At 68.6% G+C, this 16,685-nt stretch carries 15 protein-coding genes; 3 read left to right on the forward strand and 12 right to left on the reverse strand.

The annotated features are described in order from the left end of the window. Positions 1-12 precede the first annotated feature (12 nt). Genes ACFVYE_RS32410 through ACFVYE_RS32420 form a run of 3 tightly spaced genes read left to right on the forward strand, consistent with a single transcriptional unit; the run spans position 13 to position 799 of the window. On the forward strand, positions 13-315 hold the full coding sequence (locus ACFVYE_RS32410) for a hypothetical protein (protein WP_389607936.1): 303 nt from the start codon (positions 13-15) through the stop codon (positions 313-315). A gap of 11 nt (positions 316-326) precedes the next feature. Next, on the forward strand, positions 327-611 hold the full coding sequence (locus ACFVYE_RS32415; RefSeq protein ID WP_389607937.1) for a hypothetical protein: 285 nt from the start codon (positions 327-329) through the stop codon (positions 609-611). 11 nt (positions 612-622) lie between these two features. After that, entirely contained in the window at positions 623-799 is a 177-nt protein-coding gene (locus tag ACFVYE_RS32420; RefSeq protein WP_389607938.1) for a hypothetical protein, read from the forward strand. Between the two features lie 52 nt (positions 800-851). Here ACFVYE_RS32420 and ACFVYE_RS32425 read toward each other — a convergent pair whose 3' ends face one another. The 12 genes from ACFVYE_RS32425 to ACFVYE_RS32480 all read right to left on the reverse strand — a co-directional run bounded on the left by ACFVYE_RS32425 (position 852) and on the right by ACFVYE_RS32480 (position 16,407). Continuing rightward, positions 852-1,058, reverse strand: a complete 207-nt coding sequence (locus ACFVYE_RS32425) for a DUF6207 family protein (protein WP_389607939.1) — start codon at positions 1,056-1,058, stop codon at positions 852-854. 178 nt (positions 1,059-1,236) lie between these two features. Beyond that, entirely contained in the window at positions 1,237-3,561 is a 2,325-nt protein-coding gene (locus ACFVYE_RS32430) for a glycerophosphodiester phosphodiesterase family protein (RefSeq protein ID WP_389607940.1), read from the reverse strand. Between the two features lie 9 nt (positions 3,562-3,570). Then, positions 3,571-4,257 (reverse strand): hypothetical protein, encoded by a 687-nt coding sequence (locus ACFVYE_RS32435; protein ID WP_389607941.1) that lies wholly within the window; start codon positions 4,255-4,257, stop codon positions 3,571-3,573. Further along, positions 4,257-4,601, reverse strand: a complete 345-nt coding sequence (locus ACFVYE_RS32440) for a hypothetical protein (protein WP_389607942.1) — start codon at positions 4,599-4,601, stop codon at positions 4,257-4,259. The genes ACFVYE_RS32435 and ACFVYE_RS32440 overlap by 1 nt, the downstream gene beginning before the upstream one ends. Before the next feature lie 29 nt (positions 4,602-4,630). Then, on the reverse strand, positions 4,631-4,990 hold the full coding sequence (locus ACFVYE_RS32445; RefSeq protein WP_389607943.1) for a hypothetical protein: 360 nt from the start codon (positions 4,988-4,990) through the stop codon (positions 4,631-4,633). Between the two features lie 38 nt (positions 4,991-5,028). Next, positions 5,029-6,408, reverse strand: coding sequence for a peptidoglycan-binding protein (locus ACFVYE_RS32450; RefSeq protein WP_389607944.1), 1,380 nt, complete (start codon positions 6,406-6,408; stop codon positions 5,029-5,031). Then, positions 6,405-7,229, reverse strand: a complete 825-nt coding sequence (locus ACFVYE_RS32455; RefSeq protein ID WP_389607945.1) for a hypothetical protein — start codon at positions 7,227-7,229, stop codon at positions 6,405-6,407. Before ACFVYE_RS32455 ends, ACFVYE_RS32450 begins: the two co-directional genes overlap by 4 nt. Positions 7,230-7,381: 152 nt before the next feature. Next, entirely contained in the window at positions 7,382-9,052 is a 1,671-nt protein-coding gene (locus tag ACFVYE_RS32460) for a hypothetical protein (RefSeq protein ID WP_389607946.1), read from the reverse strand. Continuing rightward, positions 9,049-10,149: a hypothetical protein gene (locus ACFVYE_RS32465; RefSeq protein ID WP_389607947.1), complete on the reverse strand. Its 1,101-nt coding sequence runs from the start codon at positions 10,147-10,149 to the stop codon at positions 9,049-9,051. The genes ACFVYE_RS32460 and ACFVYE_RS32465 overlap by 4 nt, the downstream gene beginning before the upstream one ends. After that, entirely contained in the window at positions 10,146-11,081 is a 936-nt protein-coding gene (locus ACFVYE_RS32470) for a hypothetical protein (protein ID WP_389607948.1), read from the reverse strand. The genes ACFVYE_RS32465 and ACFVYE_RS32470 overlap by 4 nt, the downstream gene beginning before the upstream one ends. Before the next feature lie 12 nt (positions 11,082-11,093). Continuing rightward, a complete protein-coding gene (locus ACFVYE_RS32475; RefSeq protein WP_389607949.1) occupies positions 11,094-12,005 on the reverse strand; it encodes a hypothetical protein in 912 nt (303 codons plus the stop codon). Continuing rightward, positions 11,986-16,407, reverse strand: a complete 4,422-nt coding sequence (locus tag ACFVYE_RS32480; protein WP_389607950.1) for a hypothetical protein — start codon at positions 16,405-16,407, stop codon at positions 11,986-11,988. Before ACFVYE_RS32480 ends, ACFVYE_RS32475 begins: the two co-directional genes overlap by 20 nt. Positions 16,408-16,685: the final 278 nt, after the last annotated feature.

Here is a 16,685-nt window from a genome sequence, read left to right on the forward strand (position 1 = left end):
AGGAAGACGACTATGGCCTCACGCGAAGATCTCCTGGCCGATCACGGCCACTTCACTAATCAGGGCGCCAAGGGCCTTGCCGCAGATAACGGGGCCGCTTCGCGCAGTCGGCGCCGAGCGGAACCGCAGCTCACGGTGACCTATACCGCAGATATTGGGCCGTTATCCGTGGCGGATCGTCACGGAGCGTACAGACGCCGGTTTTCGGTCCAATGTTCCTCGACCCCCAAGCTTCAGGCAGCACAGATCAAGGCCACTCTCGCCCTGGCCGCCGCCATCGCCGCCGGAGCGGCCGACCGCACCACCGAGCAGTGAGGACCACGGTCATGAGCGACGGCGCGCAAGTCACCTTGTTCTTCCCCGAAACCGAATGGTCAGGGCGCCTTCCTGGAGTCCCGCGCGTGGGTGAACGCCTCTTACGGGAGACCGCGGAGACTGAAGAGGAATGGGTCGTAACCGCGGTCGAGTGGTACATCCACCTCGACTCGGAGCCGACAGCAAACATCACGCTTGACCCAGCTGACGAGCACACGCGCAAGATTGTGGCCAGGCAGAAGGCCGTGCAGGAGGCGAAGAACCGCCAGCGGCGCCTCCGACCCACCGAGCAGTGAGGACCACGACCATGGACTACAACCAGGGCACACCTTCCACGTCGGCCGAGTGCGCCTGTGAGGCAGAGCGGCTCCTGAACCAGGCAGACCGCGCCAATGACGCGGGAGTAATGGGGCGCCGCATTGCCGCGGCCGCCGTCTGGGCAAACCTCTCCATTGCTGCAGCGCAACGCGAAGCATCCGAGTAGTTGCACAGAACGGTGCCTCCGACCAGGACAAGTGGTCGGAGGCACCCGCGCGTCAGCCTACCGGCGGCCTCACCTGCGCGTACGTCCGTACCCGCACCCCCGGTTCGCCCGGTACCCGCCACACCTCCGACGGGCCTGACGTCGCCCACCGCTCACCCAGCTCCGCGACCGCAGCCAAAGCCGTCTTCTCGTCGCCGGCCGCCACCTCCACCACGACCAGGCCCGGCTCGGACACATGCACCGCATCGAAAGACCTCATGCCCGTACCGAGGCGAGCAGACCGAAGCCCGGTTCCTGACCAGCGGGTTGTTCACCCGGATGGGGAGCAGGTGACATACGAGAGATGACGAGTCGGAGCGCTGCATGCGAGCAAGATCCCGTTACTTGGTGTGAATTTTTATAGGACAGACCCCCTGGTGGGGGCCCTTATCCGGCTGTCAGAGCTGCGTGATGACCATGTTCCGCCAGTACGGACGCGTCGCCACATCAGTGACGGAGCCATTGCTCAGCCCGAAGTACCCGCCCCTGTACGTGGTGTCCGCGATCGGGCCCGTCGTCCAGCCCGTCCCGTCCGTGCGGCGCAACTCCACCGTCGTCGGCGTCACGTCGAGCTGGAAGGACATTGCCGTGTCCGCAACCGGGGAGGCCGTGTTCTGTGCCGTGCCCAAGGTGGTTCCGGTGGTGGTACCGGCTGCGTGCCTGTTCAGCTGCATCTGCCCGTTCGCCCTGATCACGACGTGATACCCGCCCGTGGCGTTGGATGTGCCGAACCGGTAGACGTCATCGGCGGTCTTGCCGAAGTAGATGCCCGCGTGCTCGGTCAGCGTCGAAGGCAGCGCCTTGAACTTCATGTCGAACGAGATCCGGTAGCCGCCCGCGCCCGCGACGACCGGGCACTCCCCGCCCAGTCCATACGACTGGTTCGGAACGGCCGGAATGCTCACCCAGCCCGCATCGGCGCCCGTCCCGTACTGAAGGGCGTAGCCGTTGTCGTAGTCCAGGGCAGGCGTTCCCCCGGACTCCTTCACGGCCAGGTCCCAGCGGGGGCTGGTGCGCATCGCGGTGGTCGTGGACACGTACCGGGGGTCCGACGTCATGATGCCGACGACACCCAGGCCCAGGAGCCGGTCACGCTGGGAGCGGCGGTAGACGGGCCAGCAGAAGACAGGCTTCCCGCGGGCCACGACCTGCCCGATCCGGGTATCCGTCATCGTGGTCTGCACACCCCAGTAGTCCGTGTTCGCGTCAAGGGAGTTGAGGGTGGTGTCGGTGGTGGATGCGTCCATGTACACCCACGTTCTGTACCCTGCGGCCTTGGCCCACGGCAGCGTCGTGGTGGCCACCGGCGCTTTCCAGATCACCGACCGAGGGGCGTGCGGGTAGTACGTGGTGAGCAGGGCCTGAAGCGGGGCGACCGCGTCGGCCCCCTTGGCCTCCAGGAAGATGGGGATCTTCCCGAGGAACTCGTCCAGGACCTGACGGACGTTGACGAGTGGCTGCTCGGCCCAGCCTGAGCCGAGGAGGGGCTTGGCGTTCGTCGTGACGACCTGGGCGACCTCTTCCGTGGTGTACGTGTTCAGCGCGCCGGTGCGGTTGGTTGTGCGGTCCAGCGTCGTGTCATGGAGACACCACAGCTGACCGCCCGCATCCACGTTGGCAGAGACTTCCAAGGGCCAGCCCTGCGCGGCCGCCGCCCGGTACCCGGCCATGGTGTGCTCCGGGCGGACCATTCCGCCGCCCCGGTGCGCGAAGTACCGCGGGGAGGAAGCGCTGGCGCCGGTGAAGTACGCGTCGACCGTCGTGATCGCGTTGGGCAGGTAGAGGGTCGCTGCCGCTGCGGCTGCCGCGTTGGTTGCCGCTGTCTGGGCTGCAGCCGCGGCCCCGGCAGCGTCGAAGGCGGATACCGGCTGGGTGGCGGCACTGCCGAGCCCAAGATTGGTGCGGGCCGTTGCCGCGGACCCGAGGTCGGAGAGATTCGACGCCTTGGCCACGGCCCCGACATCTGCCGCAGTCAGTACGTCGCTTCCACCAACGCGGTGACTGGCAGCGTGTGCAGTCGGAGTGCGGGAGTTGGTCGTCGTCGGGTCAGTGGACTTCAGGGCGATGGAGTCCCCGGCGCCGGCCGATCCAAGCGGAGACTGCGGCCCGGTATCACCCGCCGGCCCCTGTGGACCCTGGGGACCGGTAGCACCGCTCACGCCCTGAGGGCCGGGATCACCCTTCGGCCCGTCCTGGCCTGTCGGCCCTGACTCGCCCTGGTCCCCAACCGGACCTTGCGGACCAGTGTCGCCGCGCGGGCCTGCTGCCCCCGCCGGTCCGACGGGCCCTTGGGCGCCCGCGGGGCCGGTCTGACCCTGAGCGCCGTCTTGGCCGTCGCGTCCCGCGGGGCCCGGAACGTACACGATGGTGCTGCCGCCAGTCGGCGCATCCCCGAGGTCGACACGCAGGTCGCCAATCCAGTACGGGCCGCCCGTCTCCGGGACGAGGACGTGAGTGAGGACCGGGCTGCCGTCGAGCGCCCGCCCCTCCATGACCGCCCACACCGTGTCCCCTGCTACGGCGTTGATCAGAGCGTTCGGCTGCAGGTCTACCTCCCATGTCCCGTCCGGCTCGGGGCGCACCGTGAGCGGGCGGACGATCTCGGCTTCCGCGCCGGCTACGTACCCCACAGCCCGGGTACCGGTCACGTCGACCAGGGCCAGGGACACCTCCACCCGGTCCGGGACGGACGGGCCGATGAGCTTGCCCTTCACGGTGGTCATCACGAACTCCTAGTCGCGGCGGCGGTCGAGCAGACCGGGCGGAAGCAGCCCCGCCTTGGAAGAGCCAGGGTTGGGCGTGGATGGTGACGAAGACGTGTCACTGGTCGGGCTGGGGGCCGGTGTACTGGTAGGCGTGCACTGGTACCGCGGGCTGTTCGGGTCGAAGCCATCGACGGGAACGCACCGGTAGGTAGTGCCGGTGGGGTCGGTGTATGTCCACTCGGCGGGCGGTGTGCCGTTCTTGCCGTCCTTGCCGTCCTGGCCGTTGGTGCCTGGTACACCAGTGGCGTCCTGTCCGGGTGGGCCGCTGGGGCCGGGAACGGTTGAGTCGGCGCCTGCCTGGCCTGCCGGTCCGGACGGACCAGGGCTTGGCGTGATCGTGGGTGCGGCCTTACCCGAAGCCCCTGTTGGGCCCGGTGAACCCTGCGGTCCAGGGGGACCGGTCTTGCCCACGACGGTCTCGCCAGCCTTGCCGCGGGATCCGGGCGGGCCCGCCACCGGCTTCTCCCCCAGTCCTTGCACCTGCCGGGCCAAAGCATCACGGGCTTGATTTGCCGCGTCGAGGTCATTGGAGAGCACGACGAACGCTGTGACGACGACGCCGAGGATGAGTGCGGCGAACAGGGCGGCCGCTGCGGCCATGTAGTCGCCGCGCTTGCGGGCCTTTCTGGCCTCAACTCTGGTGAGGCCGCCCATCACTTGCCTCCCAGGAGGAGGGCCACGATGGGGATGATGAGCCCCAGCACCGGGACGACGAACCCGGCGAAAACCCACCGGCGGGTCTGAATAGCCTTCTCGGCATCTGCTGTTCTCTGCGTGCGTATGCTCTCCACGTCCGACACCTGCTGCGCCCGCACACTCTCCACTTCCCTCTTCACCTCGGCGATTTCTCGCTCCAGTGCCGCCTTTTCCACCCCGTACACATCGGTGGACACCATGCGGTCGAGACGCGAGTTGATCTGGGCCATGTCGTCGCGAATGTCGCCACGCATGAGCTGGATGAGCCGCCCCAGCTCTCCCAGAGACGGCCCATCGTCCATGTCTTGCTCCGTAGATCAGGAAGGGTCGGTCAGGCAGCCGGATAGGCGGTCTTGGCTGCCCCTGCCGGTACGGGCGCGGTGACCTGCGTCCGGTCCCACATCCCGACGACGATCGTCACGGCGGTCAGGACGACGGCCTGCTTGTCGGCGGACCAGTCCAGGCCGAGGCCCAGGGCGAGCGCGAGGGCCGACTGCGCGAAGCCGACGATGGCGGCTCCCAGCCCGTCATTCGCGACGACGGCGATGGCGATACCCATGGCAGCGGCTGCCACGGCGTTGACGCACGCCTGCACGTCGATGGACACGTCCAGGCCGAACGCCGCGGCCAGCTTCACGACGATCGCAAACAGGGCCAGAAGCGCGGCCGGTTCTCTACCGAAGAACTTCACGGAGTACTCCTTGCAGGGTGGGATTGGACAGGGATGGGTCAGGACTTCGGAACGCGGAGCTTCTCCCACGAGGCCTTGCCGGGGATGCCGTCCGCAGAGGAGCCGGAATAGCCGATCTTCCGCTGCCATGCGGCGTAGGAATTCCGGTCGGCGTTCGTCCAGTTCGGGCCAGGCCCATTGCTGTATCTGCTGCAGCCCTCGGCGACCAAGCGCCTGCCCATCGCGGCGATGATCGGGCTGTGGCGGCCGCCGTGGAAGAATCCGGCGCCGGGGAAGGGCTCCAGAGGCTGCACGGAGGTGGCGCCAGGAAGCTTGAGCTTCTGCCCGACGGTCAGCTTGTTCGGGTCCTTTAGACCGTTCAGCTTGACCAAGGCGGCGACGGTCGTCTTGTGGCCGTCGGCGATGGAGGAGAGCGTGTCGCCCTTCTTCACCGTGTACGTGGCGCTCGAGCTGGTGCCGCCCCCAGTACTCGGCGGCGGCGTGCTGGTCGGCTTGCCCGGGACGATGCTGGTGTCGATCGCCCCCGGATCCCAGTGCGAATTGGACGGCACGTGGCAGTGCCCGAAATGGCCACCCTCGGTCTGCCACGTGGCCCGGGACCGCGGTCCGCTCGCCACGGCCGCCGCAGTGGCTGCGGGCTTCCCGGCCGGCCAGACATCGGGGATGCCGTGCGCTCGCATCGCGGCAATCAACTTGCGGTAGTTCGGCTTCTTCGCCGGGTCGAAGCCCTTCGTCCACGGGGAGGCGGCCCGGCCGAGAACCTCGACCTGAATGTTCACCTTGCCCTCGCGGTTCGTGCGGCGGTTTCCGTCGTTCTTCAGCGCCCGGCCGCTTGAGGTCAGCGGCCCGAACTGGCCGAGCTTGTCGGTGACGGGGTCGTAGATGACCTGCGGTTCGGCGCCGACGCGGATCAGGTACGCAGCGATCGAGGTGAAGTACGAGCCGCCCGCCGGGGATTCGGTGGTGTGCCAGGTTGCCCGGGGCGGGTTGCCAGGGGTGTCCATGGCGCCGCCGATGGACTGGTCGCCAAAGCGGACGGCACCGTCGATGTAGGCGGGGCCGGACGCCCCGCGCGGCATGGCGGGCAAGCATTCGGTGTCTTCGCCCACGGTGGCCGTGCTACCGGCTGCAAGGGAGCCGCTGGTGGCGAACCCGCCCTTCGGCGCCGGGTCGGGGTCGTACACCCGGTACTCGGCGGCGTCGGTCGGGACGTACACGTCGAGGTCGCCGTCGGCTCGGGCGACACAGAACGCCCCGTCGAGTCGCGGGTGCTCGAGGACGTGGCGCTCCGAGTCGGGCAGCGCTGCGATGGCGCGGACCTGGTCGACGTAGGCCTGGCCGACGGTCCCGCAGTAGGTGGTGGTGGTCTCAAGAGTGTCGGGGTCTATGTGGTCGACCGCGGCATGGAAGGTGGTCACGGGCGGGCTCCGTCAAGTCGGGGCTGGCAGATGTCGATCTCGGCGCGCAATGCGAGGTATGTGGACAGGCGAAGCCGGCCATCACCGTGATCTGCCCATGAGCCCCAGGAGTTCCGGAAGCGCAGGATCGTTTGCTCCGGTTTCAGCACGCCGTCCTCAACAGCGACGGCCTCGAGGGCAGTGACGCAGACTTCGTGGCCGCCCTCGAGCGGGGAAGCGGGCCAGTTCGGGTCGGCGTCGATGAAACCGTCGGGGTCCGTGGTGTCCGTGAACGCGGCGTACCAACTCATCCCCATGAGGACGGGACCGGTCTGCAGGAGCGTGCACAACTCCTCAGCTGTGGTGGCGTGCCCGTACTGGTCGATGAGGCCGCGGTCGCGGAGGACCTTGGCGACGCCGAGGCCGGATGAGCCGACGTCCTGGGAGGGCCACTGGGCGTCGCGCCACTGGTCGCGTTCGGTGGCGTCGGCGTACAGGCCGATCGCGTAGTGCTCGGCGGCGGTGGCGTCGTCGGTGTTCAGCCCGGCCGCGGTGGCCTGCTCCTTGGTGAGCAGGATCGACAGGAGCGCTGTGCCGGCGTTGCCGGTGCAGGAGGACAGGGCGTCAACGTCTTCGTCGAGGCCGTAGTCCTGGGAGGTGTAGATGCCCTGCGCGATCAGGTTCTGCTGGTCCAGGACGGGGATGCGCGGTTCCCACTCGGTGGCGCGGAGAGGTTGCCCGTCGTAGGGGCGCCGGTAGGCAAGGCTGCGCGGGTCCATGACCTGCTGCCGCCCGAGGTGCGGCGGCGTGTCGTACGTGCGGATCGTGAGATCGGTGGGCACTCGCCCGTGCTCCTGAACTCCCCGCGCCCAGAGCAAATGGTTGGCGTGCTGCGCCGGCCGGGGCCGGGTGGCAGTCCCTCGGGGGTGGAGCGTGGGCGGAGGGTCGCCCTATGGGTCAGCGTACGGGTGTGCGGGGCGGGTATTGCCCCCGGTCATGCCTCGCGGTAGCAGCCCTGGATGGTGACGGTGGCGCCGTTCAGGAGTTGGCTGCCGTTGAGGATGTTGTCGCGGTTGGCGGTGCCGTTGTTGGAGACGGAGATCCGGTCGATGACGTTTCCGCTGCCGGTGTCGAGGGCGACGGCGTTGCCGTTGGCGACAAGGCCGCTGACGTAGATGCCCTGGGCGTGGCAGGTGAAGAGCTGGCGGGTTCCCCGGTAGATGCTGCTGGGGGCGGTGACGGTGATTGCGGTGGTGCCGGATCCGTCTGCGCTGGCGACGAACTCGGCGGTGAAGTACACCATTTTGCCGAGCTTGTAGTACCAGCCGGTGCGGGAGGAGTAGGTGGCGGATCCGCCGTTGGAAACGGTCGGGGTGTAGGCGGTGAATGTGGTGCCGGTGACGGTGAGTCCGCCTTCGACGGTGACGCCGGTCGGGCGGACGCGCAGGGAGAGGTCTGCGGTGGCGTTGCGGGCCCTCAGCTGGATTTCGCTGCCGGACATGTTGATGGCGGTGCTCGGTCCGAGTGTCCCCGACCCGCCCGGCGCGCTGGCTCCATCAGCGCACGCCAGCTGAAGCGCCGAGGTGTCAGCGTTCGTATTGCCGACGTATCCGTAGATGTTGGCGACGCCGGTTTTACCGGCGTAGGGGTTGCGGTTGGCGTCGATCCTGAAGCTGCCGCCGCGGACTCCTGGCTGGCTGGACAGCAGGAGAAGTTCGGAGTCGATCGGCTGGTCTGGAACGCCGCCGCCGCCGGGTCCTGCGGTCGCAACGGCGGGAGAGCGGAGCGAAACGTACGGGTACGCGGAGGCATCGTCAGTTACCCGGGAGGACAGCAGCCCTGGCGTGACCTGGCTTGCCAGGCCGGAGTGCAGTTCCACGGCGGACACTGTCAGCGTCGGGTTGTCCGGGTTGGTTGCTTGCGGGTTCAGTACGACACGCTGGCCAGTGGACCCGGTTTGCACGATGCCGCCGGTAACGACCGCGCCAGTCACCGTTCCGCCGCTGATGGCTTTCCCGGTGATGGCGTCGGCCTTGAGAGCAGTCGCGTCGACAGATCCGGCAGACAGCTTGGCCGTGGTGACGGCGTTCGCGATGAGCTTCGGGGTGGTGACCGCCCCGTCAGCGATAAGAGTTGCCGTGATCTCACCGGCTCCGATGTCGCCCGCGACGGGTCGCGGCGCATACGGGCCAACCGCGTCGGTGGCCACGCTGGCCGAACCGGACGTGTTCCGTGCCAGGAGGCGCACGTACATGGGGGCGGTCGCGGGGACATAAACGATGCCGCCTTGAGCGGTTTCGATCGTTGCCTGCAAAGTGCTTGGCGACGTTTCGAAACCGGCGGTCGGTGAGGCGTGGACCTCGACACGGGCCCAGTCGAGCGGCATGACCACCCCGCCTGCGAATGTCCCGTCCCACCCGGCGGCGATGCCACCAAGAGCAGGCCCGGCCGACGGTGTCGACGGGGTGGGCGGCGTCCCGCCATTGACCACATTGACGGCGGTGGTTCCGTCGCCCTGCTGGCCAACCAGTGCGCGGAGGGATCCGCTGCCGTCGCGGACCTCGAGGGCGGTGTCGTCCAAGGAGGCGTAACCGAGGCGGGCCGCGCGCTGCAGCCGCTCGATGTCTTTCTTCATGTGGGCGAGCTCGGCTCCGATGTCTGTCATGCGACTCCTCCGTATTGGAATGATGCGGCGGGCTTGAGGCTGATGACGGCCTGGGGGCCGCCGGTGGCGTGGGGCTTCACGGTCCAGCCGGTGATGCGGCACCAGCCGGTGTACGACGTCCACGAGTTGTGGACGCGGGTGTACACGTCGTCTCCGACCTGCCAGGACCCGAACGGGGCCGCCGCTGTGTTCCGGACGGTGATCTGGGAGACGGAGCCGAGGGTCTGCCGCCAGGCCCGTTCAGCGGCGGCGCGGGTGCCGAGGATGTCGGTGCCCTTGATGTCGGGGAGGTCGATGGCGTGCTCCAGGCGGAGGCGGCCGTTGCGGACGGCGCTGATGGCGCGGCGTTTCGCGGATCCGTCGCCGGCCCCGTTCGCGATGACGACCTGGGCGTACTCGTCGGCGGCCATCTCGATTTCCGGGGGTTCGATGATGTTCTGTCCGGACGCGAAGCTGATGTCGGTGCGGCGGGCGCCGAGGCGGGGCCAGCCGAGCCGGATGCGGCGCACCGGCGCGGTCTTGGCCGTGTTCCAGGCGGTGGCGCAGGTGTAGTCGGGGGTGGCGTCACCGGACACCAGGTCATCGGCTGCGTCGCCGAGGACGGGGAGTTCCCACCACAGGGATTTGAGTGGGTCGGCGGGGGTGCCGACGGTGGATGTCGAGGTGGTGGAGTCGACGACGACACCGAGGTCCCCGTCGGTGACGGACTGGGCGTAGGCCCAGATGTCCCGGATCACCTGGCACCGGTCGGTGTACGTGTAGGGACCGCGGCCGCCGTAGTTCCCGTCGATGTCGTGCCGCCGCTGCAGGTACGACGACCACCCCGCGGCCTCAAGGGTGAGGGTGTTGTCCTGGGTGCGGACGTCCCACACGAGTCCACCCCACCGGAGTTCGCCGGCGGACTCCACATAGATGAGAGTGGTGCCCGGATCGGTGAGGGTCGGGTTCTGCGCGATCAGGTGCGGCTCCAGCTTCCCAGTAAGAGACCCGGGCCCGTTGAGCTCGTCGCCGTACTCGATGTCGCTGAGCGGCAGGGCGAGGGACTGCCACTCCCCCGTCAGGGCGTGCTGGGTGAGGACGCGGTCCGGGACGGTCATCGCGGCGCCTCTTCGAACTCCACCTGCGCGATCAGGGTTGTCGAGCCGTCGACCCCGACCTTGCCGGTGTTGCCGGTGTATCCGGCCGCCTGCAGGCGCAGGAGCTGGCTGGTGCCGCGGTAGGCGTCAGGGATCGTGAGCGTGTCGGCGGCGGCCACGGTTCCCCGACGGATCCCTGTCTGGTTGTCGTCGAGGTTGACGGGCTGAACGGTCAGGGAAGCGCCGAACGTAGCGCGCAGGCCTCCGTAGTACGGGGCGGTCGAGTACCGCAGCTGCGAGGCGGTGATGGTGATGCGGACGGTGCTCGCCCAGGACGGAATCGTGATGGTCCACCCGGCTGCTGTCGTGAAGTAGGAGAAGACGCTCGCACTGCCCGTGATCTCCGTCGATAGCGATGCCGGGGACTGTGTCCACAGTCGGCTCTCCCGGCGGGGTGCTGCCACCTGCCGGATGTCCTTGACCATGGCGGTGGTGATGGTGGATGTGGATGCCGGGATGTCGATGCGGGCGAGCGGTATCCCGGTGCGGCCGTCCGGGATGGTCGTGGCGGAGGAGCTGACGCCGGAAATCACCTGGAAGTAGTTGATCGGGTCGACGGCCGGGTTGAGGCTGCCTTCGTACTCCGGGTCTTCCACGCGGAGGATCACCATGTCGGAGCGGGCGGATCCCCCGGTCGCGGCGATGGGCACGGTGGCGGCGCCGATGTTGCAGACCGAGTACGTGCCCTGGAATGCGCTGACCCGGCCTCGGACGACTCCCGAGCCGTCGCCAACCAGGACGCTGCTGCCGGGGGTGCTGAGCTGGGTGACCTTGAGGTCGGTGCCCTGGGTGATGCCCTCGGCGCCGGACACGAGGTCGCGGACCATCATCCGGAACTGCTGGGCGCTGTGGGTGGCGCCATTGGTGAGGATCGGCACCTGGAACAGGGACATGGCGGTCGCTCCTCAGAGGGCGGTGTAGGCGTCGCGCCAGGTCAGGCGCATGCGGGCGGAGTTCGTGTTGTCGAATCCGGTCCAGCGCATCTCGGACTGGCCGGGCGGCAGGGAGAACAGGTCGATACGGGAGGCTGCGGAGAGCGTGGTGGAGGCGTTGCCGCCGTTCTCGCGGGTGATGGTGCGGTAGCCGGGCCGAGTGTCGAGTTCGATCCACTGGCTCGAGCTGGTGAGGTTCAGCGTGGGCAGGGCCAGCTTCCGGCCGGAGGCAACGTGAGCGACGGTGACGTTCGCGACCGGCCCAGTGATCCTGATGACTGGCCACGCGTTACCGGTCCCCGCATTCGTGACCCATCCCGGCCGGTCTGCGGCCGTGGTTCCGGACTGCACGAAGATCGGGGCGACCACTGGCGCGGCGAATCCTCCGCCGGTGAGCCAGCCGAGGGGGATCTCGGTGGTGGTCTCCTCGTCGGCGTAGTACGTCGGGTCTGTGGCGGCGAACTCGATATCCAGGGGGACGTAGCCATGGATGACCTGGGCGAACTCAGGATCGACCTTCCGGAGTCGGCCGTTGAGGCGCTTCACGGGTCGGCCGGGGCGCTTCATGCGCAGCGCCATCGTCGCCCCGCCGGTCAGGCGCACGGCCGGGTCGTCGGCTCCGGCCTGCAGGGCTGCCACGACGTTGTGGCAGGCGGCCGGGTCGCCGGGGATGCGCACCGCGGCGTCGAACTGCACCTGCCGGGTGGAGTAGTAGTCGGGGCCGGCGAACGCCCCGTCCATGCTGGGCTGGTCGGAATCGTTCTCCCGGGACGGCGGGCGCCCCAGCCCGGTCGTCTCGATGACCTGAACGCTGGTGCTGGCGCCCATCAGGACACCGCCCAGGTCGTACTGCCAGTCCGTGAGCTCAAGCGGCGGCACGGGCATTCACCCCTCCCCTGCGAGCCCGGCGCACCGAGCGGCCGACCTGGGCTCCGATGTCCGACGCGGACGCGCCGGTGCGTACAGCGGTGACGTTGACGTTGGTGTCGCCGCCGCCCTGGACGATGACGACCGGGCGGGTCGCGGACACGTCGGTGAGGCCGACGCCAAACCGGCCAGCCACGTCGCGCAGCACGTTGGTGGCGGCTGCCCTCTTGTTCGGGCCGAGCGGGATGTACGCCTCGCCTCCGGTCTCAGGCTCGGCCCAGCGGACCAGGCCGCCCTGGGAGGCGTAGATGCCTTCCCGGATCCCTCCGTTGGCGTAACTGAGGCCCTTGTTGGCGCGGGCCAGGTCGCCGAGGAACTTGGTGGCGCGGGAGCCAAGCGAGCTCTTGATCTGGGTCTGGGCCTTGGTCGCGGTGGCGATGATCTCGTCCTCGCCGAGCCCGGTGGTGTCCGCGACATCGTGAATGCCGGTCTTGCTGGTCTTGACGGCGGCGATGATGGCGACGAGCTGCTGCACCTGGTCCGAGGTGAGCGCGGCATTCGACTTCTTCGCCGCGGTATTAGCCGCCCCGGCCTTCTTGGGGTCCTTCACCGCGGCGGCGGCGAGCTGCTGCGCCGCGGTGTCTCCCTGCGCGGCCAGCTGTGCGGCGAGGTCGCCGTAGCCCTTGCCGGCGAGGGTGCTGAGGTTCTTCTGGAACGTGGAGTCGGCGGTGGTGGCCTTGGTGAGTTGCCGGGTGTAGTCCGTCAGGCTGGCTTTCGCTGTCTCGGCCAGGCCACGGAGCGCGGCCGCCATCTCGTTGATGTATTTGGTGGACCCGTTCGCCATCTTCTTGGCGAGGGCGACACCGTCCTTGCCCATCGCGGCGAGGGCGTCGGCGACGTCACCACCGACACGGTCGGCGACCTTCTCGAGGTCCTTGTTCCACGCCTTGGTGGCCTTCGAGTTGGTCTTGAGCTGCTTCTCCACGGTCTTGAGGTCGAAGTACTCGACGTCCTTGGTCTTGCCGCCCTTGACCTTGACCTTCTTGGTCTTGTGACCGGACTGTCCGGCGTCCGAGGACGAGTACAGGGATCCGGACTGGGGGTCGTACCGCCAGTCCGTGACGTTCCCGTTCGCGTTCCACTGGATGGCCCGGGGGTCGCCGCCGAGGCGCCGCACGGTCTCCTCTGCGATGGCACGGGACCGGGGGCGCTTTGCCGGGCTGAGCGGGATGTAGGACTCGCCGCCGGTCTCGCCCTCCGCCCATACTCGCCAGGCGCCGGCAGGGGCGATCTGTGCGACGTGCTGCTCGCTGCGCTCGTTCATGCCGCCGCGGGCGTAGAAGGAAAGGACGGAGCCGTTCGCCTGGTGGGGCGCCTGCACCATGTCCGGGACGCCGTTGGCGTCTTTGTCGGACACGGTGCGCTTCCGGTAGGTGGTCGTGACCGTGATGCTGATGGACTTGTCCTTCAGCCCATCTCGAGCAGCCCTGACCGCACCCAGCCCTGCCAGCGCCGAGCCCGTCAGCGCAGTGACCTTCACCTTGCCGTCCGGGAGGGTCTCCGTCTTGTAGCCAAGCGACTCCAGCATCGCGATGGCGGTCTGCGTGAGCGCGTTCACGGTCACCGACTTCTCGCCCGGCGTCGCCTGGATCTTCGCAATGACCGCGTCAAGGCCCGCGATAGCGTCTTCCCGGTCCATTTCGATCCGGGTCTTCTTGTCGTCCGGGATGTCGAGGATGCTCGCCGCGAGGGACGTTGCCTGGGCCTTGGTCAGGCCCATCTGCATCGCTGTGCTGATCAGGGCGTCCCGGCCGCGGGAGTAGATGCCGTTGACGTACTCCCAGGACTTGCCGGACTCTCGGGCAGCCGTCGCGGCCGCGTCGGTCTTCGAGCCGAGATCCTGCAGCGCGGTCGCAGCAGCCTGGGCCTTCGGGGAGTTCAGGTCGAGCTCGCCGTTGACCATGCGGAGGGAGCCGGCGTTCTCCTTCGCGGCCTTCGCGGCGGCGTCGATCCCCGCCTCGAACCCGATCATGCCGCCCAGCGCGGCCCGGTTGACGTCGTTCAGGGCGACGATCGATTGCCGCAGCCCGTCCGTGGACGCCCTCTGTGCGTCCAGCTTCGACTTCGTCGCGAGGGCCTGCTCACCGAAGACACCCATGCCTGCTGCGGCCAACTGCTGCTCGGCCTTCAGCGAGGTGAGGGACGCCTTGTACTCGGGGAAGAGCTTGGCGATGTCCTTGGTGGACCAGCCCGCCTTCTTCCCTGCCCGGCTGAGCAGGTCGAATCCGGCTGCGGCCTCCTTCGTGTTTCCACTGGATGCCAGCTGGGCGAGCGCCTCGTCGACACCCTTGAAGTCGTCCTTCAGGGCGTTCAGCGACTTCTCGCCCTGGGAAATGTCGTTGGCCTTGTCGCCGAACCAGTCCGCGACGTCGTCGAGGACGGGGATCCGGAACCCGAACGCGCCCTCAGACGCCTTCTTCGCCTTGCCCGCCTCGATCTGGTACTTCTTCATCGAGTCGATGAGGCCCTCGAACCCACCGAACGTCGCCTTCAGCTCGCCCGTCATCTTCCCGGTGAGGGCGAGTTCCTTGAGCGAGGTGGTGAGCCGGTCGACGTCCGGGGGCGCGCCGCGGGCCTTGTCGGCGAGCTTGTCGATGCCGATCGCGACTAGTCCCAGGGCACCGAGGCCGACGGCGGCCTTCTGCATGGCAGTCATGCTGGCGGCGGTGGCGCGCAGCGTCGTGCCGACACCTGCGGCCCGCATGACGGCGAAGTAGGCGCCGAGGCGGGCAATGGCTGCGGATCCGGTGACGGCACCAAGGGCTGCGGCGCCGAGGGAGACCAGTTTGAACGCGGCGTACAGCTGCAGCATCGTCGACAGGACGCTGGTCGGAATGGCGGTTACGAGCTGGGCAAAGACGTTGACGACCTGGAGGACGCTTACGCCCATGTCGGATGCGGCGACCAGGAGGTGCGTGGCCGCTTGGGCGAGGTTGCCGAGGGTGTCCGCGACGAGGGGGCCGTTGGTGCGGGCGTAGTCGAGGAACTCCCTGAGGGAGCTGCCGATCTGTCCGGTGTCGAGGGCCTGGGTGAACTTGATGAGACCGGTCGTACCGCGGGCCAGGGACTCGTTCGCGAACCGGGTGAAGGACGTGACGAACCTGTCGAAGCCCGGGGTGGACATGCCCCCGGCGGCAACGTTGAGAAGCCGGTCGAGTTCCTTCGACGTGCCCTTCACCAGTGGCGTCAGGCGCGGCAGCATTGCTCCGAAAAGAGCCATCGACTTCGTGACGACCGGCATCGTGTCCCCGGCCAACGAGTTCGACCACGTCTTGTACTGGTCCTTCAGCGCCGCCAGACCGGCAGCAGCCTCCCGGGTCGCCGGGGGCATCTCGCTGATGATCCGCAGGTACTCCTTCTCCGCCGTCGCGGCCTCGGTGGAGGCCTGACCGTGCTCCCGGACCGCCTTCTCGTATTTCTCTTCCGCGTCGGCGGACTCCGAGAGGGCAACGATCTGTCCGGCCACGGCCGCACCGAACGCACCGACAGCGACACCAGCAGCGGTCAGGCCGGCTGCGATCGGCACGACGGAGGCCGCGACAGGGATCAGCGCGGTGGCCAGTCCGGCAACGGCAAGCATGAGCTGCCCCGTCTTGCCGCTGGCGCCTCCCGCAGAGTTGCCGAGGGTGCCCAGGTTGCCGTTGAGTCCGCCCATGCGCCCGGCCAGTCGGCCGACCGAGCCGTCGAGGTCGTCGAGGTCGCCGCGCAGCGTCCGGCTGTTGCGGGACAGAGTGGTCAGGTGGCCGTCGGAGAGGCGCGCAGCAGCACTCAGGGCCTGGAGTCCCCCGGCGGCAAGGAGTGCACTGTCACGGAGGCGGTCGAGGGCATCGGCGACATCGAGGGCACGGGTGCGCAGGGCGCGCAAGGTGCGGGTGGTGTCCCAGACCGACCCCTGCACACTGTTGAGGGCGGCAGTGACCCGGGCGAGGTCGGTGTCGAACTGGACGTCCAGCCTGATCGGGCCCATCGCCCGTACGCGTGCGATCGCAGACCGGACGGCTGCCATGCCGGGGGTGGTGTCGTCGTCGATCTGGACTCTGATCCGCACGTTCCGGGCTACGGCCAGTAGATGCGCCTCGGCCTGCTGGGCGGCGCGGGCGAGGTCGCGCAGTTCCCCGGCTGCGGTGCGGGCCTGGGATGCCATGCGGGCCAGGCGCCGGTGCGTCGCAGAGGTGGCGGTGCCCATGCGGTTCAGGCCCTGCTGAGCGGTCCGGGACGAGGTGGCCAGTCCGCGGATCTCCTGCTGTGCGTCGCGTGCTGCGTCGGCGAGGTCGCGGGCGTGGCGGGCGTTGGTCTGCAGGGTGCGGGCCAGGTTGGTGCCCTGGCCGCGCAGGTCAACGCTCAGGTTCCAGTTGGGCACCGGCCCGCCCTCCTCTCCGTCGGTTACTGATCAGGCCGTTCAGGCCAGGTGTTGCTGCACTTCGATTGCCGCGGCCACGGAGGCCGGCAGGAGCATCACTTTCATTCCGGCGCCCGCCGCTCCGTCGGGGATGTGCTGCTGCTCGCGGCCGATCTCTTCGCAGCCGAAGCACTTACGGACCGTGGCGACGTAGGCGTACGGGTCGCCGCCGAAGTCGGGATCCCATTCGGATTCGCGGGTGCCGCACTGCGGGCACAGGGTCCGCTGGTACGCCTGGT

It is taken from the genome of Streptomyces sp. NPDC058239 (genome assembly GCF_042882185.1).
Lineage (GTDB): Bacteria > Actinomycetota > Actinomycetes > Streptomycetales > Streptomycetaceae > Streptomyces.